This window comes from Blautia faecicola (genome assembly GCF_004123145.1).
Classification (GTDB): domain Bacteria; phylum Bacillota; class Clostridia; order Lachnospirales; family Lachnospiraceae; genus Oliverpabstia; species Oliverpabstia faecicola.
Genome location: NZ_SDKC01000001.1, coordinates 2,603,416 through 2,629,485, shown reverse-complemented (window position 1 = coordinate 2,629,485; position 26,070 = coordinate 2,603,416). Strand labels below are relative to the sequence as shown.

26 protein-coding genes and 1 pseudogene are annotated in these 26,070 nt (G+C 48.1%); 19 read left to right on the top strand and 8 right to left on the bottom strand.

All coding sequences use genetic code 11. The features are described 5' to 3' along the window. Positions 1-11 precede the first annotated feature (11 nt). The 8 genes from ETP43_RS11835 to ETP43_RS11800 all read left to right on the top strand — a co-directional run bounded on the left by ETP43_RS11835 (position 12) and on the right by ETP43_RS11800 (position 10,189). Positions 12-899: a radical SAM protein gene (locus ETP43_RS11835; protein WP_129259596.1), complete on the top strand. Its 888-nt coding sequence runs from the start codon at positions 12-14 to the stop codon at positions 897-899. Positions 900-1,077: 178 nt separating this feature from the next. Further along, on the top strand, positions 1,078-4,533 hold the full coding sequence (addB, locus tag ETP43_RS11830) for a helicase-exonuclease AddAB subunit AddB (RefSeq protein ID WP_129258255.1): 3,456 nt from the start codon (positions 1,078-1,080) through the stop codon (positions 4,531-4,533). After that, positions 4,493-8,116, top strand: a complete 3,624-nt coding sequence (gene addA / locus ETP43_RS11825; protein ID WP_129258253.1) for a helicase-exonuclease AddAB subunit AddA — start codon at positions 4,493-4,495, stop codon at positions 8,114-8,116. The genes addB and addA overlap by 41 nt, the downstream gene beginning before the upstream one ends. A gap of 219 nt (positions 8,117-8,335) precedes the next feature. Further along, on the top strand, positions 8,336-8,665 hold the full coding sequence (locus ETP43_RS11820; RefSeq protein WP_022399506.1) for a PadR family transcriptional regulator: 330 nt from the start codon (positions 8,336-8,338) through the stop codon (positions 8,663-8,665). Next, on the top strand, positions 8,655-9,416 hold the full coding sequence (locus tag ETP43_RS11815; RefSeq protein WP_129258251.1) for a DUF1700 domain-containing protein: 762 nt from the start codon (positions 8,655-8,657) through the stop codon (positions 9,414-9,416). The genes ETP43_RS11820 and ETP43_RS11815 overlap by 11 nt, the downstream gene beginning before the upstream one ends. Continuing rightward, on the top strand, positions 9,413-9,655 hold the full coding sequence (locus ETP43_RS11810; protein ID WP_022172279.1) for a hypothetical protein: 243 nt from the start codon (positions 9,413-9,415) through the stop codon (positions 9,653-9,655). The genes ETP43_RS11815 and ETP43_RS11810 overlap by 4 nt, the downstream gene beginning before the upstream one ends. 60 nt (positions 9,656-9,715) lie before the next feature. Continuing rightward, positions 9,716-9,898: a PspC domain-containing protein gene (locus ETP43_RS11805; RefSeq protein ID WP_022172278.1), complete on the top strand. Its 183-nt coding sequence runs from the start codon at positions 9,716-9,718 to the stop codon at positions 9,896-9,898. A 66-nt stretch (positions 9,899-9,964) separates the two neighbouring features. Further along, on the top strand, positions 9,965-10,189 hold the full coding sequence (locus ETP43_RS11800; RefSeq protein ID WP_022399509.1) for a small, acid-soluble spore protein, alpha/beta type: 225 nt from the start codon (positions 9,965-9,967) through the stop codon (positions 10,187-10,189). Here ETP43_RS11800 and ETP43_RS11795 read toward each other — a convergent pair. The 3 genes from ETP43_RS11795 to ETP43_RS11785 form a co-directional block, all read right to left on the bottom strand. After that, positions 10,167-10,769, bottom strand: a complete 603-nt coding sequence (locus ETP43_RS11795) for an SGNH/GDSL hydrolase family protein (RefSeq protein WP_129258249.1) — start codon at positions 10,767-10,769, stop codon at positions 10,167-10,169. The genes ETP43_RS11800 and ETP43_RS11795 overlap by 23 nt on opposite strands. A gap of 24 nt (positions 10,770-10,793) precedes the next feature. Next, a complete protein-coding gene (locus ETP43_RS11790) occupies positions 10,794-11,966 on the bottom strand; it encodes a YncE family protein (RefSeq protein WP_118567292.1) in 1,173 nt (390 codons plus the stop codon). 364 nt (positions 11,967-12,330) lie between these two features. Then, positions 12,331-14,034 (bottom strand): ABC-ATPase domain-containing protein, encoded by a 1,704-nt coding sequence (locus ETP43_RS11785; protein WP_129259595.1) that lies wholly within the window; start codon positions 14,032-14,034, stop codon positions 12,331-12,333. A gap of 183 nt (positions 14,035-14,217) precedes the next feature. Here ETP43_RS11785 and ETP43_RS11780 point away from each other — a divergent pair, with 183 nt between their 5' ends. Next, positions 14,218-14,664, top strand: coding sequence for a CYTH domain-containing protein (locus ETP43_RS11780; protein WP_022399513.1), 447 nt, complete (start codon positions 14,218-14,220; stop codon positions 14,662-14,664). 137 nt (positions 14,665-14,801) lie between these two features. Here the strand turns inward: ETP43_RS11780 and ETP43_RS11775 are convergent, their stop codons facing one another. The 4 genes and pseudogenes from ETP43_RS11775 to ETP43_RS18535 form a co-directional block, all read right to left on the bottom strand. Next, a complete protein-coding gene (locus ETP43_RS11775; protein ID WP_022399514.1) occupies positions 14,802-15,038 on the bottom strand; it encodes a helix-turn-helix domain-containing protein in 237 nt (78 codons plus the stop codon). A gap of 175 nt (positions 15,039-15,213) precedes the next feature. Next, positions 15,214-15,402, bottom strand: a complete 189-nt coding sequence (locus tag ETP43_RS11770; RefSeq protein ID WP_022399515.1) for a hypothetical protein — start codon at positions 15,400-15,402, stop codon at positions 15,214-15,216. Positions 15,403-15,536: 134 nt separating this feature from the next. Beyond that, positions 15,537-16,967 carry an MATE family efflux transporter gene (locus ETP43_RS11765; RefSeq protein ID WP_129258247.1) on the bottom strand — a complete coding sequence of 477 codons (1,431 nt, stop codon included), beginning with the start codon at positions 16,965-16,967 and terminating at the stop codon, positions 15,537-15,539. After that, positions 16,948-17,271, bottom strand: a pseudogene (locus ETP43_RS18535) (DUF6783 domain-containing protein); the annotation flags it as partial. The pseudogene ETP43_RS18535 and the gene ETP43_RS11765, both read right to left, overlap by 20 nt. Between ETP43_RS18535 and ETP43_RS18530 the strand changes: the two are divergent. From ETP43_RS18530 to ETP43_RS11740, 5 genes are all read left to right on the top strand, one after another. Next, complete coding sequence (locus tag ETP43_RS18530; protein ID WP_408608701.1) at positions 17,182-17,370, top strand: DUF6783 domain-containing protein; 189 nt, start codon at positions 17,182-17,184, stop codon at positions 17,368-17,370. The pseudogene ETP43_RS18535 and the gene ETP43_RS18530 overlap by 90 nt on opposite strands. 101 nt (positions 17,371-17,471) lie before the next feature. Continuing rightward, positions 17,472-18,830 (top strand): M20 family metallopeptidase, encoded by a 1,359-nt coding sequence (locus tag ETP43_RS11755; RefSeq protein ID WP_181951944.1) that lies wholly within the window; start codon positions 17,472-17,474, stop codon positions 18,828-18,830. An 85-nt stretch (positions 18,831-18,915) separates the two neighbouring features. Beyond that, the gene (locus ETP43_RS11750) at positions 18,916-19,503 is read left to right on the top strand and encodes an HD domain-containing protein (RefSeq protein ID WP_129258243.1); all 588 of its coding nucleotides are present in this window, start codon (positions 18,916-18,918) and stop codon (positions 19,501-19,503) included. A 184-nt stretch (positions 19,504-19,687) separates the two neighbouring features. Then, positions 19,688-19,855 carry a hypothetical protein gene (locus tag ETP43_RS11745; RefSeq protein ID WP_164979696.1) on the top strand — a complete coding sequence of 56 codons (168 nt, stop codon included), beginning with the start codon at positions 19,688-19,690 and terminating at the stop codon, positions 19,853-19,855. Positions 19,856-19,883: 28 nt separating this feature from the next. Next, positions 19,884-20,882 carry an ABC transporter substrate-binding protein gene (locus tag ETP43_RS11740; RefSeq protein ID WP_129258239.1) on the top strand — a complete coding sequence of 333 codons (999 nt, stop codon included), beginning with the start codon at positions 19,884-19,886 and terminating at the stop codon, positions 20,880-20,882. 110 nt (positions 20,883-20,992) lie between these two features. Here the strand turns inward: ETP43_RS11740 and ETP43_RS11735 are convergent, their stop codons facing one another. Beyond that, positions 20,993-21,166, bottom strand: a complete 174-nt coding sequence (locus tag ETP43_RS11735; RefSeq protein WP_129258237.1) for a chorismate--pyruvate lyase — start codon at positions 21,164-21,166, stop codon at positions 20,993-20,995. A gap of 135 nt (positions 21,167-21,301) precedes the next feature. Between ETP43_RS11735 and ETP43_RS11730 the strand changes: the two genes are divergently transcribed. The 5 genes from ETP43_RS11730 to clpP all read left to right on the top strand — a co-directional run bounded on the left by ETP43_RS11730 (position 21,302) and on the right by clpP (position 26,064). Continuing rightward, a complete protein-coding gene (locus tag ETP43_RS11730; protein ID WP_129258235.1) occupies positions 21,302-22,408 on the top strand; it encodes an NlpC/P60 family protein in 1,107 nt (368 codons plus the stop codon). 119 nt (positions 22,409-22,527) lie between these two features. Beyond that, positions 22,528-23,322, top strand: a complete 795-nt coding sequence (gene proC / locus ETP43_RS11725) for a pyrroline-5-carboxylate reductase (RefSeq protein ID WP_129258233.1) — start codon at positions 22,528-22,530, stop codon at positions 23,320-23,322. Positions 23,323-23,338: 16 nt separating this feature from the next. Then, complete coding sequence (locus ETP43_RS11720; RefSeq protein ID WP_129258231.1) at positions 23,339-23,890, top strand: DJ-1 family glyoxalase III; 552 nt, start codon at positions 23,339-23,341, stop codon at positions 23,888-23,890. A gap of 243 nt (positions 23,891-24,133) precedes the next feature. Next, positions 24,134-25,435 carry a trigger factor gene (gene tig, locus ETP43_RS11715; protein ID WP_129258229.1) on the top strand — a complete coding sequence of 434 codons (1,302 nt, stop codon included), beginning with the start codon at positions 24,134-24,136 and terminating at the stop codon, positions 25,433-25,435. A 47-nt stretch (positions 25,436-25,482) separates the two neighbouring features. Further along, positions 25,483-26,064, top strand: a complete 582-nt coding sequence (clpP, locus tag ETP43_RS11710; RefSeq protein ID WP_022172260.1) for an ATP-dependent Clp endopeptidase proteolytic subunit ClpP — start codon at positions 25,483-25,485, stop codon at positions 26,062-26,064. Positions 26,065-26,070: the final 6 nt, after the last annotated feature.

The window sequence follows — 26,070 nt, the reverse complement described above, 5'->3', positions numbered from 1 at the left end:
GAAACATGGGAATGGATACATGTACGCTGTGTCCGAGGATGTGCGGTGTAAACCGGGCAGCCGGAGAAAAGGGTTACTGCGGAATGGATGCAACAATACGGGCGGCGAGGGCGGCACTCCATATGTGGGAGGAGCCCTGTATCTCCGGGACGCGGGGATCCGGTGCGGTATTTTTTTCCGGGTGCAGTCTCCGATGTATCTTCTGTCAGAACTTTGAGATCGCGGAGGGAAACTGTGCGAAAGAGATCTCAGGGGAACGCCTCAGCGAGATTTTTCTGGAATTGCAGGAACAGGGAGCGGCGAATATCAACCTGGTAACGGCGGCACATTACGTCCCGGCTGTGATCGAATCACTCAAAAAAGCGAAGGCGCAGGGAATGGATCTGCCGGTGATCTACAATTCCAGCGGATACGAACGGGTGGAAACGGTGCAGATGCTCGAAGAGGTTGTGGATGTCTGGCTTCCCGATTTTAAATATATGGATTCGAAGCTTGCTTTTGCATATTCCAGGGCAAAGGATTACCCGGAAGTTGCCCGGGCAGCAATCCGGGAGATGATGAAGGCTGCCGGAACCTGTGCATACGATGAGGACGGTTATATCCAAAAAGGTGTGATCGTCCGGCATCTGATCCTGCCGGGACATACGAAGAATTCAATTGCGGTACTCGATGAGTTGTATGGAACGTATGGAGACGATCTGACCATCAGCCTGATGAACCAGTACACACCGCTTCCGCAGGTACGGAACATTCCGGATCTGAACCGGCGGGTGACGAAACGGGAGTACGAGAAAGTGCTGGATCATGCGCTGGATCTGGGTATCACCCAGGGATTTTTTCAGGAAGGCGGGACGGCAAAAGAAAGTTTTATTCCACTTTTTGACTATGAAGGGTTATAATGCAATCAAACAGAACGGGAAACAGCATATTCCGTGTGAACCAATCAGAAAAATGTAAAACACAGTTACGACCCCTGCCGGTAAAAAGACAGGGGTCGTAACTGTCAGAGAGAAGAAGACAGACGAAAAGATGCTGAGCGCAGACAGAAGCAGGAACAAAAAAAGGAGGAAAAGATCCATGGCGCTGCAATTTGTACCCGGCAATTCGGGGGCTGGAAAATCCTTTCAGCTATATCAGAAAATCTTACAGGAAGCCGGGGAGCATCCGGAGAGAAATTATCTGGTGATCGTACCGGAACAGTTTACGATGCAAACACAGAAAGAACTGGTATCGTTGAGTCCACGGCACGGGATCATGAATGTGGATATCCTGAGTTTTGACCGCCTGGCACACCGGGTGTTTGCGGAAGTGGGCGGAGATCAGACACCGGTGCTGGAAGATGTGGGAAAGATTCTGGTGCTGGAGCGTGTGGTACAGGAACAGAAGAAAAAACTGGGAGTTCTTGGCAGCAGTCTGGAAAAACTGGGAACCGTCAGTGAGATGAAATCACTGTTATCCGAGCTGATGCAGTACGATATTCACCCGGAGGAACTGGACGAGATCGGCAATCTGGCAAAAGACAAACCGCTGCTGTATCACAAATTAAAGGATGTGCAGACCATTTATCAGGGATTTTCCGAGTTTTTGAGAAAACGATATATCACGGCGGAGGAAGTGCTGGATCTTCTGTGTGAGAAGATCGGAAGCTCCCGGCTGGTGAGAGACAGCTGGATCGTTCTGGACGGATTTACCGGATTTACCCCGATACAGAATAAGCTGCTGCGGGAACTGCTGAAGATGGCGCGGCAGATCTGGGTGACGGTGACACTGGATGAGAAGGTGTCTGTGGCACAGTTAAAACGTCCGCAGCATCTGTTTCGGATGAGTGGGGAGATGATGGAGTCTCTGACCCGGATGGCAGCGGAAGAACGGGTGGAAGTTCTGGATCCCTGGTGGGTGCATCCGGGAGAACACAGCCGTTTCCATGAGGCACCGGCACTCGAATTTCTGGAGCAGCATTTGTTTCGGTATGATAAACGGCAGTACCGGAAGGAACAGGAAGAGGTACAGATCTTTCAGGCAGGCAATCCGAAAGAAGAGATGGAGGAGATCGCCAGAAAGATCCGTCTGCTGGTGCGGACAAAAGGCTACCGATATGGAGATTTTGCGGTGATCACCGGAGATATGACAACGTACGGAAGCTATGCCAGACAGGTGATGGAGCAGTGCAGGATTCCCTGCTTTATCGATGAAAAACATTCGATCCTGATGAATCCGTTTGTGGAGTACATCCGGGCGGCGGTAAATCTTGTGGTGGAGCATTTTTCCTATGAGAGTATGTTTCGTTATCTTCGCTGTGGGATGTCCGGGATTCCGGTTTATCAGGTGGATCAACTGGAAAATTACTGTATTGCTGTGGGAATCCGCGGGGAAAAACAGTGGAAGGATCACTGGGTAAGACGGTACCGGGGGATGGAAGAAGGCAGTATCGAAGGAATCAACCAGATCCGGGAACAGGTCTGGGAAAAGATCGGTCCTTTCGCGGAATATATGAAAGAAAAAGAGCACACAGTAGAAGAACGGACGCGGATGCTCTATCACATGATCGTAAAGGACAGGATTCAGGAGCGGTTAGCGGAAAAAGAACAGGATTTTGCTGCGCAGGGCGATCAGGCGATGGTCAAGGAATACAGCCAGATTTACGGAATGATCATGGAACTGCTCGATAAAATGGTGCAGATGCTTGGCAGCGAGACGATCACGGCGAAGGAGTACGGACAGCTTCTCGATGTGGGATTTCAGGAGATGCGGGTGGGCATCATCCCGCCGACGGCAGATCAGGTGTTGCTTGGTGAGATGGAGCGTACCCGACTGAAAGACATTAAGGTACTGTTTTTTGCGGGGGTCAACGATGGAATTATCCCGAAACACGGGGGAAGAGCCGGTCTGCTGTCCGAGTCTGACCGGGAATTTCTCGACAGCCGTCAGGTAGCACTGGCGCCAACGGCGAGGGAATCCATGTATATCCAGCGCTTTTATCTGTATCTGAATCTGACGAAACCTTCCCGGTGTCTGTATCTTTCCTACGCCCAGTCCAACGCGCAGGGACAGGCACAGAGTCCGGCGTATCTGATCGCGATGATCCTTCGGATGTACCCGAAACTGGTGATCCAGGATAGTCCGAAAGACGAGATCAGCCAGATGCAGATGGCGCAGCAGGCGACGGAGATTCTTCTGGGAGGACTTCGAAAGGATGGGGAACAGGAGCAGAATGATGGCTGGAAAGAACTGTTTTCCTGGTATCTGCGGTCGGAAGAATGGCGGGAGCAGTGTCTTCGCTGGATTCGGGCGGCATACGAGGGAGCACCGGAGAGCAGCATCGGAAAAGCGGCGGCAGTGGCACTCTACGGGAAAGAACTGGACAACAGTGCGACGGAACTGGAACGGTTTGCAGCCTGTGCCTTTGCACATTTTCTGCAGTATGGTCTGAAAATCGAGGAACGACAGGAATACGAATTTCGTCAGGTGGATCTGGGCAATGTGATCCATCAGGCACTGGAACAGTTTTCACGAAATCTCAAAAAAAACCGGCTGACATGGCGCAGTCTGACGGATCAGGAACGGGATCAGCTGATTGATACGAGTGTGGAGGAAACCATTCACGACTATGGCAATACGATCCTGGAGAGCAGTGCAAGAAACCAGTATATGATCCTGCGTGTAAAACGGATCCTGCGGCGGACGGTCTGGGCACTGCAGCAACAGCTGAAAGCAGGAAAATATGAACCAAGCCGGTTTGAAATCTCTTTTTCTATGGAGGAAGATCTGAAAGCATCGAATTTTCAGTTATCGGAGGATGAGCGCCTGCGCCTGCGGGGACGGATTGACCGGGTGGACCGCTATGAGGAGGACGATACGATCTATGTGAAAGTCATTGATTATAAGTCCGGCAATACGGCTCTGGATCTTACTTCGGTGTATCACGGACTGCAATTGCAGCTTATCGTATATCTGAATGCAGCACTGGAACTGGAAGAAAAGAATCATCCGGGAAAACATGCAGAACCGGCGGGGATGTTTTATTATCATGTCAAAGATCCACTGGTGGATGGAAAACCTGGGGATGAGGAAGAGGAGATTGAACGGAAACTGCTGGAAAAATTAAAGGTGGACGGACTGGTCCGGGCAGAAGAAAAGATCTTAAAGGATCTGGATCGGGAACTGAAAGCAGGGAAAAAATCGCTGGTGATCCCGGCAGCCTACAATAAAAACGGCAGTCTTTCAAGTCGTTCCAAAACGGCAAGCAAAGAACAGTTCGAAGAACTCTGTGCCTATGTCAACGATAAGATCCGTGAAAATGGAACACGGATCCTTGGCGGGGAGATGGAGAAAAATCCATATAAATTGAAACAACGGACCGCCTGCGACTATTGCAGCTTTAAGGAAATCTGCGGATTTGATGAAAAGCAGGAGGGAAACAGTTTCCGGAGACTTCCAGTATTTTCCGATGAGGAACTGTGGAAGAAAATGAGAGAGAAAGGGGAGAAGGAAGATGGAGATGAAGTGGACGCCGGAACAGCAGAAGGTCATTGAACTGCGGGATAGAAATATCCTGGTCAGTGCTGCGGCAGGATCCGGTAAGACTGCTGTTTTGGTAGAACGAATCCTGGGGAAAATGACCAGAAAAGATTGTCCCATCGATATCGACCAGCTGCTGATCGTGACATTTACCCGGGCAGCAGCCGGAGAGATGCGGGAGAGACTGACGGAAGCGGTGGAAAATTATCTGGAACAGGATCCGGAAAATGAACACCTGCAAAGACAGCAGACGTTGATCCACAACGCGCAGATCACGACGATCGACGGATTCTGCTCGTATGTGATCCGAAACTATTTTCATACCATCGATCTGGATCCCGGATTCCGCACGGCAAATGAGGGCGAGATCAAACTGCTGAAACAGGATGTGGCAAAAGAGGTGCTTGAGAGCAATTATCAGGAACGGACGGGAAGTTTTGACCGCTTTGTGGAGAGTTTTGCCACCGGAAAAAGTGATGAAGTGCTGGCGGAACTGATCCTTCGCATGTATGAATTTGCCATGAGTAATCCCTGGCCGCTGGAATGGCTGGACAGCTGTACGAAGGCATATGAGATCCGAACCCGGGAAGAACTGGCATCCTGTGTCTGGATGCGGAAACTGTGGGAGGATGCCGGACATCTGATGAATCAGATCACGTATCTTCAGGAGCGGTGTAAAGAAGTGATCTGCAGTCCCGGTGGACCGCATATGTACGGGGAATCACTGGAACAGGATCTTTTGTTTCGAAGAGACCTGGAAGAGGCTTTCGCGGCACAGGATTTTGACGGGTGCAGAGTCCTGCTGGATGGCTGGAAACCGAAAGCACTGTCACGAAAGAAAGACGACAGTGTGCAGGAGGATAAGCGGGAGCTGGCGAAAAATCTACGGGATCAGGCAAAAGAGGCAGTGAAGAAACTGCGGGAGAATTATTTTTATGAGACGACAGAGGAAGTTCTGGAGGAACTGGAACTTTGCAGGGAACCGATGCAGGAGCTGATCCGGCTGACCCGGCAGTTTATCGAAGTATTTTCTGAGAAGAAGCGGCAGAAAAATATCGTGGATTTTACGGATATGGAACACTTTGCACTGGAGATTCTGGTGAAAAAAGAAGACGGAAAGATCCGTTATACACAGGCGGCAGATGAATTTTCCGACCGCTTTGAGGAAATCCTGATCGATGAATACCAGGACAGTAATCTGGTGCAGGAGACCTTATTGCAGAGCGTATCGCGGCTTCGTTTCGGACAGCACAATCTGTTTATGGTGGGCGATGTCAAGCAGAGTATCTACCGCTTCCGTCTTGCCAGACCGGAACTTTTCATGGAAAAATACGAAACCTACAGTCTGGAAGACAGTGTATGTCAGAGAATCGATCTTCACAAAAACTTCCGAAGCAGAGCCGGAGTGCTCAAAGGCGTCAATCAGATCTTTTACCGGATCATGGGAAAAGATCTGGGAGCGGTGGAATACGATGCAGATGCGGCCTTGTATCCGGGTGCTGTTTTTGAAGAAAAGCCGGAGGGAACACCGGAAGAACCGGCGTGCCAGGTACTTGTGGCGCAGACCGGCACAGACGGTATGGATGAGAAGATACAGGAACAGAGTGATCAGGAGCTGGAAGCGCGGATGATCGGAGAAAAGATCCGCAGCATGGTGGGAACGGAACTGGTATGGGATAAGAAAGAAAAGCAGTATCGTCCTGCACGTTATCAGGACTGTGTGATCCTGCTTCGGACGATCACCGGCTGGGCGGAGAACTTTGTCAATGTGTTGATGGATATGGGAATCCCCGCTTACGCCACTTCCAAAACTGGATATTTTTCCACGACGGAAGTGCAGACGATCCTGAACTATCTGCGGATCCTGGATAATCCGATGCAGGAGATTCCATTTACCGGTGTCCTGTTATCGCCGTTGGGCGGCTGTAGCGCGAGAGAACTGGCTCTGCTAAAAGCACGATACCCGGAAGAAAAGATCTATGGATGCGTCTGGAACTATCTGCAGGAGGGACAGGAAGCGGAATTGCGTGAAAAACTTGGCAATTTCTGGTCTGTCTATGAAAAACTCCGCGAGAAGGTCACTTACACACCGATCCACGAACTGATCGGAGAGATCCTGACAAAGACCGGGTACGGGTTATACGCAGGTGCGATGCCCGGCGGTGCACAACGGCGGGCAAATCTGCAGATGCTGGTGGAAAAAGCGATGGAATATGAGAGCACCAGTTATCGCGGGCTGTTTAATTTTATCCGGTATGTGGAACAATTGCAGAAATATCAGGTGGATTTTGGTGAGGTCAATATCCGTGGAGAACAGGAAGATACGGTGCGGATCATGAGTATCCACAAAAGTAAGGGACTGGAGTTTCCGATTGTCTTTGCGGCAGGCATGGGAAAACGGTTTAACATGTCCGATGCCAGCACCGGTCTGGTGATCCATCAGGATCTGGGAATCGGGATGCAGGCGGTAGACCCCAAGGAGCGGACACAGGCATCGTCACTGGTGCGGCAGGTGATCCAGAAACAGATTCGGCTGGAGAGTCTGGGTGAGGAACTGCGTGTATTATATGTGGCACTCACAAGAGCAAAAGAAAAACTGATCCTTACCGGAACCGTGAAAAAAATAGAGGATTATCAGGCAGTACAGGCGGAGGCGCGGGACTGGCAGGAAGAAAAACTTCCTTACGGCATGCGGGAAGGCGCGCGCTGCTACTGGGACTGGATCTTTCCTGCACTTGCAGGAGAGAACGGAGAGTTTCCGACAGAGGTGCTTGAGATGGAACATCTGATCACGGATCAGGTGACGGACAGGGAAGACCGGGTACGGCAGAGAGTCGTATATGAAACCTGGGATCCACAGGAGGTGTTTGATGCGAAGATCCGCAAAGATCTGGAAGAGAAATTTTCCTATGTGTATCCGTACGGATATTTACAGGAGATTCCGGCGAAGGTCAGCGTATCAGAACTGAAAAAACAGGGCAGAGAGGAGCTGGAGGAAGAGACTGTCTATCTGTATGAGGAGAAAGAACAGGAACCAATCATTCCCGATTTTATGAAGGAGAGCAGGGAGCAGCTGTTGCAGGGCACAGCAAGGGGAACCGCATATCACCGGATCCTAGAGTGCCTGGACTATGCAAAAGCAGATTCGCAGCAGGCGATCGAGCAGCAGATCGAAGAAATGTTGCAGGAGGAAAAGATCAGCAAAGAGACGGCCAAAGTGGTGCGTTCCAGTCAGATTAGCTGGTTTGTGCGTTCAGCTGTGGGAAAACGGATGAAAGAAGCTTCTGCCCTTGGCACACTGCACCGGGAACAGCAGTTTGTGATGAGTATTGATGCCAGTGAGAGAAATCCCGCGTGGAATCAGGGCGAGCAGATCCTGGTGCAGGGAATCATCGATGCTTTCTGGGAAGAGGCGGACGGCCTGGTGCTGGTGGATTATAAAACTGACCATGTAAAAGAGGGACAGGAACTGATCGACCGGTATCAGAGACAGATGCATTATTACAGTCAGGCGTTGGAGCGCGCGTATGGAAAAAAGGTAAAAGAGTGTTATTTATATTCATTTGCGCTTGGAAAAGCGGTTGCTGTGGAGGTGTAACCTCCGCGGCAGCCGCTTTTTGTAGATATTTAGAAGAAGTCTTAAGATATTTTAAAGATTCCCAGGAATTGTTGACATCTAATATTATACGGCGTATAGTAACAAATGTAAAACAGCATACGGTCCGGGAAACCGGGGGAAAGGTATGAGCGGAGTCTTTTCGTGAAAACAGATCGGGAAAGGGTTCGAACATACAGAAAAAAGAAAAAGGGGTGCGATATGGTATTTAATACAGGAGCGGCTCTTTTGGATGCCATTGTTCTTGCCGTTGTCTCGAGAGAGAAGGAAGGCACTTACGGATATAAGATCACACAGGATGTGCGGAAGGTTATCGACATTTCCGATTCCACTCTGTATCCGGTGCTTCGCAGGCTGCAGAAAGATCAGTGCCTGATGGTCTATGATCTGGAATGTGCGGGGCGCAACCGGAGATATTATAAAGTAACCGAGCAGGGACTGGCCCAATTGGGTTTATACAAAGAGGAGTGGAAGAGATATTCATCTAATATTTCCATGGTTTTTGAGGGAGGAATCAACAATGAATCGTGAGCAGTTTATTGCACAATTAGCGAGACTTCTGCAGGATCTGCCGCCGGCAGAACGGCAGGAAGCCATTCGCTATTATCAGGAATATTTTGACGATGCCGGGGAGGAAAACGAGGATGCCGTGATCCAGGAACTGGGAAGTCCGGGAAAAGTAGCAGCAAGCATCAAGGCAAACCTGCAGTATGGCGGATCGACATTCGGAGCGAATGATACCGATATGGAAAATACAGGGACAGAAAGTCAGACGAAGGACGCCGATGGCTGGCAGCAGAATGGGCAGACAATGAACAGATGGAATCAGAGTACACAGCAAGGCTGGCAGAATAGCAGTACGCAAAGCCCGTATGCGATGCAGGCGAGAAAACCGAAACGCGGTGTTGGCGGATGGGCACTGCTCATCATTATATTGGTCTTTGCATCTCCGGTGCTTCTCGGCGTTGGCGGTGGAGCACTTGGCATTTTTATCGGAATCCTGACAACCGTATTCGCCCTGTGGATCAGCTTTTTCGCCGTAGCGATTGGAATGATCGGAGGCGGGATCGCCGTTCTGATCAAAGGGATCCTTCATGCGATCAGTTCACCGGCAGCCGGACTGGTAAGCATGGGCGGAGGTCTGATCTGTATCGCACTGGGAATCTTATGCGCAGTATTTTTCCTGTGGTTTACCTTTCAGCTGTGTCCGCGTGTATTACGTACCACGCTGAATTTTATCTCAAGAATCGTACATAAAGGAAAGGAGGCAAGGGCAGAATGAAGCGTTTGAACAAAGGGTTACTTGTAACCAGCGGAATCTGCGGGGGACTCGGGCTTGCCCTTCTGATCTGCGGGATGCTTCTCGGAGGAATCCGGGGAGGAAATGATCTGGTGGATGCACTTTCCATCAACAGCGGGGATTTTCAGGAGATGAAAGATGAGGTTATGAGTGAAATCAGTGACCATACCAATTTTGATCCGGTTAACTGGTTTGTGGAATGGGTAACGGATATATTTTAAGCGTGGGTCCGAAAAAATAACAGAGAGTAAAAATTTATATGATAAAAGGAGAATCAGAATATGGAAAATAAGAGATTATATCGTTCCTCAACCAATTATATGATCTGTGGAGTCTGCGGCGGAATCGGAGAATATTTTAACATCGATCCGACGCTGGTGAGACTGGCATGGGTGATCTTTTCCTTTATGGGAGGATCCGGAATCCTTGCGTATATCATCGCATCGATCATCATTCCGAAATAAAGAACAATGTGAATAGAAAGAGAAAAAAAGGTCATACTTCAAGAGAAAAGGAGTGTGACTTTTTTTATGGGAAAAGAGAAAAAGATAAGCCGGGAGGATATCGCAAAGATGAGCCGGGAAGAGCGGATGAAATATGAGATCGCGCAGGAACTCGGACTTCTCGATCAGGTGCTTGAAGAAGGGTGGAAGACTCTGTCTGCAAAAGAGACAGGAAGAATCGGCGGGATCATGAACCGCAGACGAAAGCAGAAAGAAAAAGAAGGCGGGATCAGTCAGGAGAAAGAGCAGTAAATGCCTGATGCCAGAGATCAGCAAGGAGGGTATTACCCCGGGTGGTCAGATGAATCCCGTCGGTTGTGATCGCATCGACGCCTTCACAGCGGGCTGCCTGTCGGAGTATCGCGTCCGTCGGGACAAAATGAGCAGAATAAGAGAGTGCCAGATCGTGGATGATCTGGCTTTCTTTTTCGATATAAGAATGCCAGGCGGAGTATTCTGCCGGTTCATCAAAAAGAAACGGTTCCAGTAACAGGATGGTGGAAGTATGCCGGCATAAAAGATCCAGTACTTCCAGGTAAAGGGCAGAAAACTCCAGGGGGATCCTGGAGTGAGAAGTAAAAAGTTCCACGGGAATATCATTGACTCCGACAAGGAGGGTGATCGCATCCCAGTGACCGCCGAGTCCGTCACGACGGAGCATCTGTAACACCCGCTCAATGGTAAAGCCTTCGTGTCCCCGGTTTACAAACGTAGTGTCTGTATATTCCGGTCTGCGGGCAAGGAGAGAGACATAGCCGTATCCCAGATTGGCAGGATCAAAGAGATGATCCGCATCGGTGATGCTGTCGCCGAGAAAAAGATACTGCTTCATACGATCCCTCCTTTGATTATAATATTAGTTTGTGCTGTCTGCCAGCAGAGTATTCAGATTTAATTTTAAGATCCGGTCAAACTGTGTCAGCGAAGTGTAGCGATAGCCGTATGCCGCAGATTCAAACAGTACATAGAGATCGTCACCATCTACATAGATCTGCTCAAGTTTGGATGGAAAACGGATCTTCTGCAGCATGGTGCCTTCCTCAAGCAGCATCTGCAGAGAGTTCGGAAATACTTTCAGGGATCCCGGAAGTACCCCGTAAGAGTGAGAGGTGAGGATCCTGTTTTTATAAAATGCCACACCTTGTGCCCGCTCTGTGATCACGCGCATCCCGGATGGCAGGGCAAGCGGTGTCAGCGAATCCACACCCAGCTGACCGGTTGTAATTGTGGCATCGTCAACGGTACTGGTCTGTAAGGTTCCGTCCTCGGTAATATCGTATTCTTCCAGCACACTCGCGGAATTGGAAGTATAATAACCGATGTATAATGCATTATTATAATAGGTCAGAAATGAATTCCGAGTAATGGCGTACAGATCGTAAGACTGAGAATAGGAAATCGGCTGGTAATCATCCTGAAAACGGTAATTTTTCAACTGATCCAGTGTGATCGCAGTGACCTGCGGAATACCACGGGACATACAGGAGATCCAGATGTTGTTATGAATCGTATCGTATGCGATTCCGCCGACATGAGATTTATTTCGAAGAACAATTTCTTTTACAAATTCATGGGTCTTTTTATCGATGACGTAGATGACAGAGTTATGCGTGTTGGTATGACAGTAAGCAGTGACCAGAAGATAATCTTCGGTAACGGCGAGTCCCTGGGGAGTCATGGAAGTACAGATGGAGGAAGTGTTTTTCTCTCCGAAAACCTGTGTTTCTGTAGCGTTAAGTCCAGGGATAATATAGGTTCCATAATCAATTTCGGTAGCACGTCCGTATAAAGCTGCCCGTTTGACCTCCGGTGTCAGGGAAAGCAGATCCCGCCGGCTCTTGAAACTGTAGATTTCTTCCTGCACGGTGCCGGTGGCGGTTGTCTCCCGTTCCACCCACCGGGTATATGCGGAAAAAAGGAGGATATATGCGGTCACTCCGATTCCGACTACAAGAAAGAAAGCGAACACCCAGAGAATCCGGTGATGCTTTCTTGTGGATTTTTTTTCTTTTTTATGCCTGTCTTTCATAAGTTGTCTCCCGAGAAGTAATAGATATTATTAATCATATCCTATTTTGGGCGAAAATACAATTGATATATAACATTCCAGGGAGGTTTCAAGGAAAATCCGTGATTGATCCCGGAAATAAATTTCGGATAAAATGAGGAAGGGCCGGTACCCTCTCGGATACCGGCCAATATGAAAAAGGAAATCTAAAAATAACTGTTACCACTTAATGAGGGGGAGAATGTCACAACAGGCGATGTTGTGACATCCTTTAACAAAGTGTGGTTCGCTTTGTTGAGTATTATATTACATGGAAAATGTGATAAAAGTGTGTCTACGTCATGAAGACTTTATAAAATTTCAAAAAAAATCAGAAAGAAATTCTTTAGATTTTCAGACCACGGAACCGGTTGATGCAGGCATAGACCTCCTGGATACGCGGCATGGCAAGATTCGGGGCCAGTCTGCCGCCCTCGGAGAGAATCTCGAGTCCCCTGGTGGATAATTCTTTATCAAGCTGATCCATGATCTGGTGCAAGGTGTCTTTTCCGTTAAAAAGACGCCGCTCCACATAGCAGAGGAGAGCAGAAAGTGCCTGGATCTGTTCAGGATCAGCCAGTTGTTCCAGACAGCGAAGGTCAATGGCGTCATGGTTGACGGAGATACTGTCCATACCCAGTACTTTCATCTTCAGACGGCGATCCGGACGGAAAGCAGGATCCGGCTGGATCACACGGCGATAGTCTGCAACAGCACCGGAAGGGGCGGAAGGCTGAATCGAAGGGAAAGCTTCCGCTTCTTTTTTTGCAAATGCAGTGATATCCACCGGTTTGTAATGATCCATCTGTAAAATCGTATCTGCCACATGAAAATAAGATCCGGAACTTCCGGCAACCAGAATCGAGGAGATTCCCTGTGCATCGCTCAACCACTGTACACGTTCGATAAATGGCGTGATAGGTTCCTGATTGCGGTTGACTACCCGCTGCATCAGCTCATCGCGGATCATAAAGTTTGTAGCACTGGTATCTTCATCAATTAAGAGCAGATGACTTCCCGTCTCGAGCGCTTCGATGACATTGGCAGCCTGCGAAGTACTTCCGCTGGCATCCTCGGAATAAAAGGAATGGGTGTCTTTGTGGTTTGGCAGGTCGTTGATGAAGAAAGAAATATCCGTGTGCTTGATGCTTCGACCGTCCTCCGCACGGATTTTTACCGCATCGTCCCGGGTGATCACATATTCTCTGCCATCTCCAGCAATATGGTTATACACACCCAGTTCGAGAGCCTCAAGCAGTGTGGATTTGCCGTGATAGCCGCCGCCTACGATCAGCGTGATACCGCATGGGATCCCCATACCGGTCAGCGGACCGTGGTTTGGAAGATCCAGAGTGACTGCCATGGAATCCGGTGAGACGAATGGAATTCCGTTTTTCATCGGACGGGAAGACACGCCGGATTCCCGCGGAAGAACGGAGTCGTTTGCGACAAAGGCGGTGAGATTTCGTGCTGCGAGTTCTTTTCGGATAAAGGTCTGATCCTCGGCAAGCGCCCGTACCTGTTCCAGTTTCCGAGCATCCAGATTCCGGTAAAAAAGAGCGTCTTTCACGCAGACCGGAAGAAAATCAAACAGAATTTTGATCAGTTCTCCGGAGTTGATCGTACGTCCGTTGGCAGGAAAACCGACCTCCAGACGAATGGTCAGATCCCCGTTTTTTGCGTCCATCGTGCAGGCGGAGCGTTCGAGGATTTCCTGTCCCGGCTTTGAGATGGCGATCAGACCGCTTTTTCCGGAACCTTTGGCGCGGAAATTGTATTTTTCAATATGCGCTGCAAATCCACGGATCAGCTGATTCTGAAGAGCGATCCGCATCTCGCGTGTCGCATACAGAGATTCCGGAAAACCTGCCTGTGCGCCTTTGATATGAAGGCTGATTTTTGAAGGGGCAGCGAAGGGATCACCCTGCACATGGTCGATGGAGAGCACATATCCAGGAAAACGATAGCTGCCTTTCGTGTCTTTATACGCCGGATAACTTTTACGGTTGATACGGAAAAGAAGATCTTTCAGATCCTGAGAAGTATTTATCATATATGGTTCATCCTTTCTGGAAATGTTCAATTAATATTTCATATATTCCATAAAACAGTATAGCAACATTGTAAAATACAGACAAGCGGGAAGAGGGACTTTTGTTTGCAGGATTTTGCGGTTATAATGGTTATAACAGAGAACTAAAAGAACTCAAAAAACGAGTAAAAGGAGAAAAAAATGGAGATCGAAAGAAAATATCTGATCAAAAAACTGCCGGAAGATCTGGCGCAATATCCGCACATGGAGATGGAACAGGCGTATCTTTGCACGGAGCCGGTGGTTCGGGTGAGAAAAGAAGGGGCGGATTATGTGCTGACCTACAAGTCCAAAGGTCTGATGGTGCGGGAAGAATATAACCTGCAGCTGACGAAAGAGTCTTATGAACATCTGCTGGGAAAAGCGGACGGAACGGTGATTACAAAAACCCGTTACCGCATCCCGGAGAAAAACGGACTGACGATTGAACTGGATGTTTTCCACGGAAGATATGAGGGACTGCTGCTTGCAGAAGTGGAATTTGCAACCGAGGAGGAGGCAAACAGTTACTGTCCGCCGGATTGGTTCGGAGAGGATGTTACGATGTCCAGTGCGTACCATAACAGCACTCTGAGCCAGAAAAAATAAGGAATTGAACGAAAAGAGGCTGTTTTGTGATGATTTTGCTGGGAATCCCCCACTTTGTCACAAAACAGTCTCTTTTTTACACGAGCAACGAGTCAAAATCTGTGCTTCCACAAGAAAATGGCGGCTGCCGCGATTCATCAGGTATCACGAAAATCAAACAGATCTTTCACCGGAACTTCCAGAACCTCTGCAATATCAAAAAGCTTGTTCAGAGAAATCGATGTTTTTCCATTTGGTGCCTCAATATTGCTGATATGTGTACGGCTGAGGTTGGTTGCCTCTGCCAGTTCTGCCTGTGTAAGTCCACGAAGTTTGCGATAATAAGCAATGGTCAGACCGAGAAGTCGAAACTCATTCATGCGTTTGTAGTCCATATCCCTGCTCCTTTCTCCATAAAAACAGACGCATCGCCTGCGTTTCTCTTAGCGTACAGCAGAATATATCGAAAAGAAACAATATAAAAATTTGCAAATATAAAGTAAAATACTGCAAAATAAGGAAAAAATTTGAAATATGCAAGAAAAGGACAGGCAGGTACACAGTTTCAGACTATTTTTCTTCTGTATCAGGAGAAGATTTCATCCTGGGAGGACGGTAATGATAGACATCCTCATAAGATTCAAGTTCCTCTTCACTGACCGGCGCGGACGGAATCAGCCCGGTGCAGTCATGCGTGGATGCCGCATTGGACAGATAATCATAGGAATCGATCAGTTTCTGGTTTTCTTTCTCTTTCATAGGTAGTGCCCTCCGCAAAGGTAATTATAGGATTAAAATATGCGAAAAAATATTTTTTATACAGCAGGGAAGAATATAAAAAGAGAAGAACATTTCAGAGAACCATTCTCGAAATATTCTTCTCTTTTTTCATCTTATTTTGCAGAAGTGGCAGCTTTCTGTTTTACTTTAATCCCATGTTTCTGCCGGAACGCATCAATCGTGGCAAGTCCCGGACCGGATACCGGGCGGATCCATTTGCTGGAGTAAAGATGGCGCTGCATCAGAATATACCGGATCGGTTCGTCGATATAGCAGAATGCGAAGACGAGAAGGAACGGTGCATGGAAGTAAAAGTTCGAGAGATATACGAAAGGCAGAACCATCAGGTACATAAACGTAATTTCAAGGATCGATCCAAATGCCGCATCGCCTGCGGAACGGTAGGTATCGTTCTGCGCCCAGTTTCCCATACGGATGATCGCCGCCACACTGTAGATGATCAACATACCGGTACCGATCTGATAGGATTCACCGGAAAGCCCCAGGGTATGTAACAGTGGGTTGTGGATCAGCAACAGGGTAAGACAGGCAATTGCGATGATGCCGCTGCACAGATAGACCAGACGCTTTGCTCTCTGATAGGCGACTTCGTGATTGCCCGCCCCGACCTCTTTTCCGACGAGAACGGAGGCAGCATTGGAAAATCCGCTGAAAAAGGCGATGACCAGTCCCTCCAGGGTACGGAAGACGGCGACCGCGGCGATTGCCTGCTCACTCTGACGGCCGAGTACTACATTGACCAGCATATTTCCGACACCGATAAATACCTCGTTACAGATGATCGGGAAACATTTTTCCAGATACTGTTTTACATAGATCTTACTCCAGCGAAAATGTCTGGAAAATTCCAGAACATACGGGATTCTCTTATAAAGAATACAGGCAACCAGGATCAGGACGTTTACAATGCCCGCCATAACGGTTCCCACAGCTGCGCCTGCGGCTCCCATTTTCGGAAGACCGAACTTTCCGAAGATAAACAGGTAGTTGAAAAAGCAGTTAGCGACAACGGAAGCGATACCGCCGTAGAGCGGAATCTTCACCTGTTCAATCGAACGAAGCAGGGCGCTGGCAGCCATCGCGATGACCTGCAGCGGATAGGCAAATCCGACGATACGCAGATAAGAAATACCGATTTTCTGGATTTCCGGCTTGTCCGTATACACACCCATGACAAATTCCGGTGCGAAGATGGCGAGACAGGCGAAAAGAACACCAACCGTCATCATGAAAAGCAGCGTCATTCCGTAGGAACGGGTGATACCGTCATGATCTTTGGCACCCCAATACTGGGAGAAAAACAGCATACCACCGCCGACAAATCCCCAGTACCCGGCGAACATCAGGCTGGAAAACTGCGCGCACAACCCCACCGCACCCACAGCTTTCTCCCCGATGGAAGCCAGCATGATCGTATCCACCATACTGCCCGTCGTGGTAAGCAGATTCTGGAGCGCCACCGGCACCGCAATGATTGCAATGTGCTTCAGAAAGTAGCCCCAGTCAAATTTGTTGTGATTCATTTGTAAAAACCTCCAATAACATATAATATAGCATTATGCTCCCAGTGTAACAGTTTTTGAAATGGAAGTCATTAAAAGAAGTCAGAAAAATAGCACAAAAAAATCCAACCGTTTTCATGATTTTGTACAGAAAAACAGCTGTCAGGGAATGCCCTGTCCTGTTAGAGCGTGTCTGAAAAATCATTTCCGCAATCTGCAAGCCCCACTTTGCGGTATATTTTACCCTCATTCGGTTGCCGTAGCCCGCTACGCCGCCCTCATTCGGATAAACTCTCCCACAAACTGGAACTCGCAGCTCACGAAAAGCCTTTTTCAGACACGCTCTAGCCCGGATGAACCTGAAGAGTTACGGTTCACTGGTAATATTCCGCGAGGTGTGTTGCTGATACGGAATGAACCGTAATCCTGAATATGATGAATCCTGCAACTACAAAATGGAAATTGTCAACAATTCCATTATCTGGTATACTGAGCATATTAAATGAAAATTTGGAGGAAAGATTAATGAGTATAAAAGAAGAAATTCATGCATTGACAGACGAGATGCTTGAGAACCTCGGAAGACTGGTTGCCATTGATTCTCAGCTTGGCACACCGGCAGAGGGAATGCCGTTTGGGGAAGGTCCTGCAAAAGCACTGGAAGTGGGACTGAAAATTGCAGAGGAACTGGGATTTAAGACGGTGAATCTGGATAACTACTGCGGATATGCAGAGATGGGTGAGGGCGACGAGATCGTTGGTATCGCAGGTCATCTGGATATCGTGCCGGCAGGCGGTGACTGGACACACGATCCATTTACCCTGACGCGCGACGGCGACTATGTGTACGGCCGCGGAACAACCGATGACAAAGGACCGGTTCTGGAAGCACTGTATGCGATGAAACTACTGCGGGATTCCGGTGTGAAATTAAACAAACGTGTCCGCCTGATCATGGGATGCAACGAGGAAACCGGATCCAAATGTATGGAACACTATAATGAAGTCGCTGAGGAACTCTCCTGTGGTTTTACACCGGATGCAAGCTATCCGTGTATCCACGGGGAAAAAGGCGGCGTGCACATGATGGCGTATTCCAAAAACACAAAGATCATCTCCATGAACGGAGGATTTGTGGTAAATGCGGTCTGCGACTCCTGCAACACGGTGATCCCGGCAGAAGACGGTCTGAAGGAAAGACTGGAAGCAGCACTTTCCGAGACAAAACTGCAGGAATATAAAGTAACCGAAGAAAATGGAACCCTGACCATCTATGCCAAAGGTGTTCCGGCACATGCAAGCACACCGACGCTGGGTGTCAATGCAGCAGGTGTTACCTTCGAATGCCTGGAAAAAGCAGGATTTGAAGATGATTTTGTTACTTTCTATAATACCCATCTGGGAACTTCCTGTGACGGTGCAGGCATCGGACTGAAGTTTGCTGATGCTTACGGAGATCTGACTTTCTGTAACGGTATCGTAAAAACCGAGGACGGCGTGATCTCCTGTACGATCGATATCCGTGTTCCGGTCACTCTGAAAGAAGAGGAACTTCGCAGCATGTGTGAAGGAAAACTGGAAGACGAAAACGGTCGTATCGAGATCCAGAGCGTAGGGGAATCCCTGTTCTTCCCGGCAGATTCACCACTGGTTACCGCGTTGTACAAGGCGTATGTAGATGTAACTGGAGATACCGAGAACAAACCGATGGTAATCGGCGGCGGAACCTATGCAAAATCTCTGAAAAATATCATCGCCTTCGGTCCGGAGATGCCAGGCATCGATTATCGGATCCACAGCGCGGATGAGTATATTCTGGTGTCCGGCATGGAAGAATCTGTGTTAATCTATATGGAAGCAATCAAAAATCTGCTGGCAATCTGATAAAAGTCAGCGAAAAACTACTGTCAACATATCATGTAAAGGTTGGCAGTAGTTTTTCTTTTATACAGTAAAAAGGAGAAAAGATATGGACGAGAGATTGAAAAAACAACTGGAATTCGTTCTGGAGATTGATAAAGAAAAGAATATTTTCCGCCAGACGCACCTGTCCGGTCAGGGCAGAAACGAAAACGATGCGGAACATGCGTGGCATATGGCGATCATGGCGTATCTGCTGCGGGAATACTCCAACGAGCCGGTCGATATCGGAAGGGTGATGCTGATGTGCCTGATCCACGATATCGTGGAGATTGATGCAGGAGATACCTATGCCTATGATACAGAGGGATTGAAAACACAGAAAGCCAGAGAAGATGCGGCAAAAGAGCGAATTTTCTCCCTGCTCCCGGAAGACCAGAAGCAGGAATTGCTTCAGATCTTCGACGAATTCGAAGCATTTCAGACGCCGGAGGCAAAATTTGCCCGTGCCATGGACAATCTGCAGCCACTGTTATTAAACAACAGCAACGACGGCGGTGACTGGAAAGAACATGAGGTGACAGCCGAAAACGTATACGGCAGACAGCGAAAGACGAAACTCGGTTCCGAAAAACTCTTTGAAGTGACCGACCGGATCCTGAAAGAGAATATTGCAAAGGGAAATTTACCGGAATAACCGGACAGCTGTCCAGAAAAACATTACAAAAAGCATTACAAATCCATAGAAATCTGTCTTTCTTCTGATGGCGAAAGAACAGGCAGTGTAAGATAGTCTTTAGAAACATAAAATATCAGTTGTTGTACGGATGATGGGAAGACAAAAAGACGAGGGAAAGAGGATGAGAACAGATTTCAAAGGAGTGATAAAAGAAAGTGTACTGTTGTTTCTGGCGGCGCTGATGCTTGCGGTTCCGGCTATGCATGTTCAGGCAACGCAGACGGATGGCGTAAACGATTCACTGAGAAAAGTGAAGGTCGGTTATCTGATCTTTGATAAATCACCTCTTTGTGGATCTGTCATATGGTAATACTATGAAACAGACCAAGGAGGTTAGGATGAAACAGGGAAAATTCATGGTGGGGCTGATGGCTTTCGGGGTGATCAGTCTGTTTGCGGGGTGTGGAGAAAAAGAGGATGAGATGACAAAAGTTACCCTGAACGAGGTGGCACATTCAATCTTTTATGCCCCGCAGTATGTCGCACTGGAAAACGGGTATTTTACGCAGGAGGGCATCGACCTGGAACTGGTGACCGGGTATGGGGCGGATAAGACGATGGCAGCGGTCATTTCCGGGGATGCACAGATCGGATTTATGGGAGCGGAAGCATCCGTGTATGCTTATCTCGAAGGCGCCAATGACCCGGTGGTAAACTTCGCACAGGGAACGCAGCGCGCGGGAAATTTTCTGGTAGCAAGAGAAGAGATGGCAGATTTTCAGTGGAGTGACCTGAAAGAGAAAGAGGTACTGGGCGGTCGAAAAGGCGGCATGCCGGAGATGGTTTTTGAGTATATCCTGAAACAGAACGGTCTGGATCCGATGAAGGATCTTTCGATTGACCAGAGCATTGATTTTGGCTCTACTGCGGCGGCTTTCTCCGGCGGAAAAGGGGAGTTCACGGTGGAATTCGAACCGGCAGCCACGACGCTTGAAAAGAACGGGGATGGTTATGTGGTTGCTTCTCTCGGTGTCGATTCCGGCTATGTCCCTTACACTTCCTACAGCGCAAAAACCAGCTACATCGAAAAACACCCGGAGATCATCCAGGCATTTACCGACGGTCTGCAAAAAGGCGTGGACTATGTAAATTCCCACACCGCGGAGGAGATTGCGAAAGTGATCCAGCCGCAGTTTAAGGAAAATGATCTGGATACGATCACGACGATCGTGGAACGTTATCAGAGTCAGGATACCTGGAAAGAAAATCTGGTGTTTGAGAAAGAATCCTTTGAACTGTTACAGGACATTCTCGAGAGCGCCGGAGAACTGGAAGAGCGTGCAGATTATGATGATCTGGTGACTACAGTATATGCGAAAGAAGCGATGAAAAAATAATGGTGAAAAAACGTATGTATTAGATATGAAGTTGACATAATATCAAAAATAAAAATGTGAAAAAGATCATATCCTCACAGAAAAAATACGAGGGATATGATCTTTTTTCATCAGTCTTTCATCTCATACTGCATCATTTCATAATGAAGGACACATCCTTCATAGATTTCCGCCGGAAGCAGTGCACGTGCCACCAGTTTTGGTTCAGCCTCCGGAGCGTCCAGCCGTTCCAGGTGTGCGTAGTCACCGTCGATCGAAAGAACTTTATAATCACAGATCAGCATCGGACCATCACCTCGTTTCTCATAATATTTTTCTCAGTATAACAAATTTTTCTCGAAAATGCATCCGTCCGGTGCTATAATTGGCGATAACAGAGGGAAAAAAATTACCGGGCACGGAGAGAACAGTAACGGGAAATGAGTATAAAAACAGGGGTGAGAGAATTGAAAAAAAGAAAATATAAATATCTGGCAGGGGCACTGTTGTGTCTTGCAGCAGTGAACATACAGGCGCCGGACACCGTCTGGGCAGGCAGCTGGCAGCAGGAAGGGAGCAGCTGGTGGTATCAGGAAGATGACGGGATCTGGCCGGCGTGGCAGTGGAAAGAAATCGATAACAAATGGTATTATTTCGATGAAAACGGCTACCGGGTTACCGGCTGGCGGAAAATCGACGATAACTGGTATGATTTTGGCGAGGGCGGTGTATTGCAGACCGGACGCTGGGTCGATGAGTATTATGTGGGAACCGATGGCAGGATGCTTGCGGACACCTGGGCTGGCAGATACTGGGTAGACAGCGAGGGCAAGAAGGACACTTCGATAAAAAAAGAAAAGGAACTGCCGTTAGAGAGTCTGACATTAAATAAAGAATCCATTACCCTGCTGCAGGGCGAGACGGCAAATCTTCTGACACAGTGGCAGCCGCAGGACACCACGCGATGGAAATACATGCAGTGGACGAGTTCCGATCCCGGTGTGGCTGAGGTTTCCAGAGGAAAAATAACGGCTGTGGGAGAAGGAACCGCAACCATCACAGCCAGCATGGGAACGAAAGAAGCGACCTGCACGGTGACAGTAACGGACAGTGCGGTATGCAAGACAGCCCTGACACTGCAGGATGCTCAGTACATCTGGGGCGGCAACGGTCCGCAGGATGGCGGCGTGGACTGTTCGGGACTTCTGATGTATGCCTATACACAGAATGGCTATGATTTCGGTGCCGATCTGAACGCCAACAACTTTGCCCGGTACGGGCAGGAGATCAGCCGCGAAGAACTGCAGCCGGGAGATGCGATCTGTACCTGTTATAACGGGGAAAGATATCAGCATATTTTATTATATATTGGAAATGATATGGTGGTTGCCTCCGAGTGCGGCGGACCGACCGTATGCTCTCTGGGATTGAACTGCGAGCAGCATGTAAAGGCCACAAAATGTAACTGCCGTACCTGGAAACGCCCGTTAAATGAAAACGATCTTGTGAACGCAAAATTCGTCCGGATGGACCGTTATAAGACCTGAGAGTACGAAAGGTCAGAGGATTGGAAAAAGAAGAACGGATGAGAAATGCCGGGGATTTTCAAAAATATATTTGATATAAGCAAAAATAAAATATATAAGATACAGCAGGAGGAGAAAAAATGAAAATTGGATTTATCGGATGTGGAAATATGGCTTCCGCGATGATCGGCGGAATCATTAAAAATCAGGTGACAGCACCGGCGGATATCCTTGCTTCCACAAAAACAGCTGCCAGTCGGGAAAAGAAAAAAGAAGAACTCGGGATTGCCCTGACCGCAGACAACCGGGAAGTGGCAGCCTTTGCCGATGTGCTGATCCTGGCGGTAAAACCATTTTATTATGAAGAGGTGATCAAAGAGATCCGGGATGTCGTATCCGAAGATACCATCGTTGTCTCTATCGCACCGGGAAAGAAGCTGGCATGGATGGAAGGACTGTTTGAGAAACCTTTAAAGATCGTCCGTACCATGCCGAATACACCGGCACTGGTGGGTGAGGGTATGAGCTGTGTTTGCGGCAATGAAAAATGCAGCAGCGAAGATGTGGACACGGTCTGCCGGATCTTTGCGGGATTTGGAAAGACAGAGATCGTGGAGGAAGACATGATCGATGTGGTGGTTGGCGTAAGCGGAAGTTCACCGGCGTATGTATTTATGTTTATTGAAGCGATGGCAGATGCAGCCGTGGCAGACGGAATGCCGAGAGCACAGGCGTACCGTTTTGCAGCGCAGGCGGTACTTGGAAGTGCGAAGATGGTTCTTGAGACCGGCAAACATCCGGGAGAACTCAAAGACATGGTCTGCTCTCAGAAAGGAACGACGATCGAAGCCGTCCGGGTGCTGGAGGAGAAAGGACTGCGAAGCGCGGTATTTGAAGCGATGAAAGCATGTGTGAAAAAAGGAAGAGAAGTATAAGAAACGGAGAAGAACGATGAGTAAAGTATATGTATTTCTTGCAGATGGATTTGAAGAGATTGAGGGACTGACCGTAGTGGATCTGTTACGGCGTGCCGGAGAAGAAGTGGAAACCGTATCGATCATGGGAAGAAAACAGATCGAAGGCTCCCATAAGATTAAAGTGGAAGCCGATGCACTTTTTGAAAAAACGGATTTTACCGAGGGCAAAATGCTGGTTCTGCCGGGTGGAATGCCGGGAACCAAACATCTGGGCGCATACAAACCGCTGACCGATATGCTGTGTGACTGGGATGCAAGAGGAAAACAGCTGGCAGCGATCTGTGCTGCACCGAGCGTCTTCGGGGATCTGGGTATCTTAAAGGGAAAAGAAGCCGTATGCTATCCGGGATTTGAAGAGCGTCTGACCGGAGCAACCATCGGGGAAGGAACCGTGGCAGTTACCGATCATGTGATCACAAGCCGCGGCATGGGAACCGCGATCGACTTTGCAGCAGCGCTGATCGCACGGCTGCAGGACGAGAAAAAAGCAGAAGAAATCAAGACTTCTATTATCTACAGACAGTAATGCCGTGGTGGAAGCATGAGCGTTTCTGAGAGAAATTGTGCAAAGAGTGGCGAAAATCAGGAAAAAGCCCTCAAAACCGCAAAAAAAGCTGGCGTTTTTAAAGGGCTTATGATATACTACTCAAATGTATGAGTATGGAAAAATCTATGCAAATGTGCAGGAAACAAAAAAGGGAGCCTGCAGTTAGCAATAATACAGTTAGAAAATGATTTCCATAAGAAATTGAAGGAGGAACTATAGAACATGAGCGTAGCAGTAGAAAAACTGGAAAAGAACATGGCGAAACTGACAATCGAAGTTTCCGCTGAAGAACTGGAAAAAGCAATTCAGGGTGCATACCAGAAACAGAAAAACAGAATCAACATCCCGGGATTCCGTAAAGGAAAAGCTCCTCGTAAGATGATTGAAAAAATGTACGGCGCAGGCGTATTTTATGAAGATGCAGCCAATGCTCTGATTCCGGAAGCATACTCCAAAGCACTGGATGAGTGTGAAGAAACAATCGTATCTCAGCCGTCTATCGCTGTTACACAGCTGGAAAGCGGAAAACCGTTCATCTTCACAGCAGAAGTTGCTCTGAAACCGGAAGTAACTCTGGGTGAGTACAAAGGACTGGAAGTTCCGAAAGCAGATCTGGAAGTAACAGAAGAAGAGATCGCAGGCGAACTGAGAAAAGAACAGGAAGAAAACTCCAGAGTCCTGGATGTTGATGACAGAGCCGTTGCAGACGGAGATAAAGTAACACTGGATTTCGAAGGTTTCGTTGATGGCGAAGCATTTGACGGTGGTAAAGGAACAGATTATCCGCTGACCATCGGATCCGGATCTTTCATTCCAGGATTTGAAGAACAGCTGGTAGGTGCAAACATCGGTGAAGAAAAAGAAGTAAACGTTACTTTCCCGGAAGATTATCAGGCAGCTGAACTGGCTGGAAAACCTGCAGTATTCAAATGCACCGTTAAGAAAATCGAAGTAAAAGAACTGCCGGAACTGGACGATGAGTTCGCAAAAGATGTTTCCGAGTTCGATACACTGGAAGAGTACAAAGCAGACATCAAGAAAAACCTGGAAGAGAAAAAAGCTGATGCAGCAAAACGTGCAAAAGAAGACGCAGCTGTAGACGCAGCAGTAGCAAACGCTACCATGGAGATTCCGGACGCTATGCTGGATACCCAGGTAAATCAGATGATCGATGATTTCGCAAGAAGAATGCAGTCTCAGGGACTGACCATGGATCAGTATCTGCAGTTCACAGGAACCACTCTGGCTTCTCTGCAGGAACAGATGAAACCACAGGCTCTGAAGAGAATTCAGACAAGACTGGTTCTGGAGAAGATCGCAGAAGCTGAAGCAATCGAGATCGCTGATGAAAAGATCGACGAAGAGATCGCTAAGATGGCTGAAATGTACAAAATGGAAGCTGACAAACTGAAAGAGATGCTGGGTGACGCTGAGAAAGAACAGATGAAGAAAGATATGGCTGTTCAGGAAGCAGTTACTATTCTGGCAGAAGCTGCAAAAGAAGTAGAAAAAACAGAAGAGTAAGAAGTAAAAACCCGCGTCCATTCTAAGAATAGAAGGAAGGCCTGAATATGAGTTTAGTACCTTACGTTGTTGAACAGACAAGCCGTGGAGAGAGAAGTTATGACATCTACTCCCGTCTGCTGAAAGACCGTATTATTTTCCTCGGAGAAGAGGTAACGGATGTGAGCGCCAATTTGATCGCCGCACAGATGTTATTTCTGGAATCCGAAGATCCGGGAAAAGATATCCAGCTGTATATTAACAGCCCGGGTGGATCCGTAACTGCCGGTATGATGATTTACGATACGATGCAGTACATCAAGTGTGATGTATCTACTATCTGTATGGGACTTGCTGCCAGCATGGGAGCGTTCCTGCTGTCCGGTGGAACAAAAGGAAAACGTCTGGCCCTGCCAAACGCCGAGATTATGATCCATCAGCCCTCAGGTGGAGCCAGAGGACAGGCTACAGAGATTCAGATCGTAGCAGATCAGATTCTGAAGACAAGACACAGACTGAATACGATTCTGGCAGCTAACACAGGTCAGCCGCTGGAAAAGATCGCATTGGATACCGAACGTGATAACTATATGACCGCTGAAGAAGCAAAAGCATATGGTCTGATCGATGATGTGATCACAAAAAGATAAAAAAAG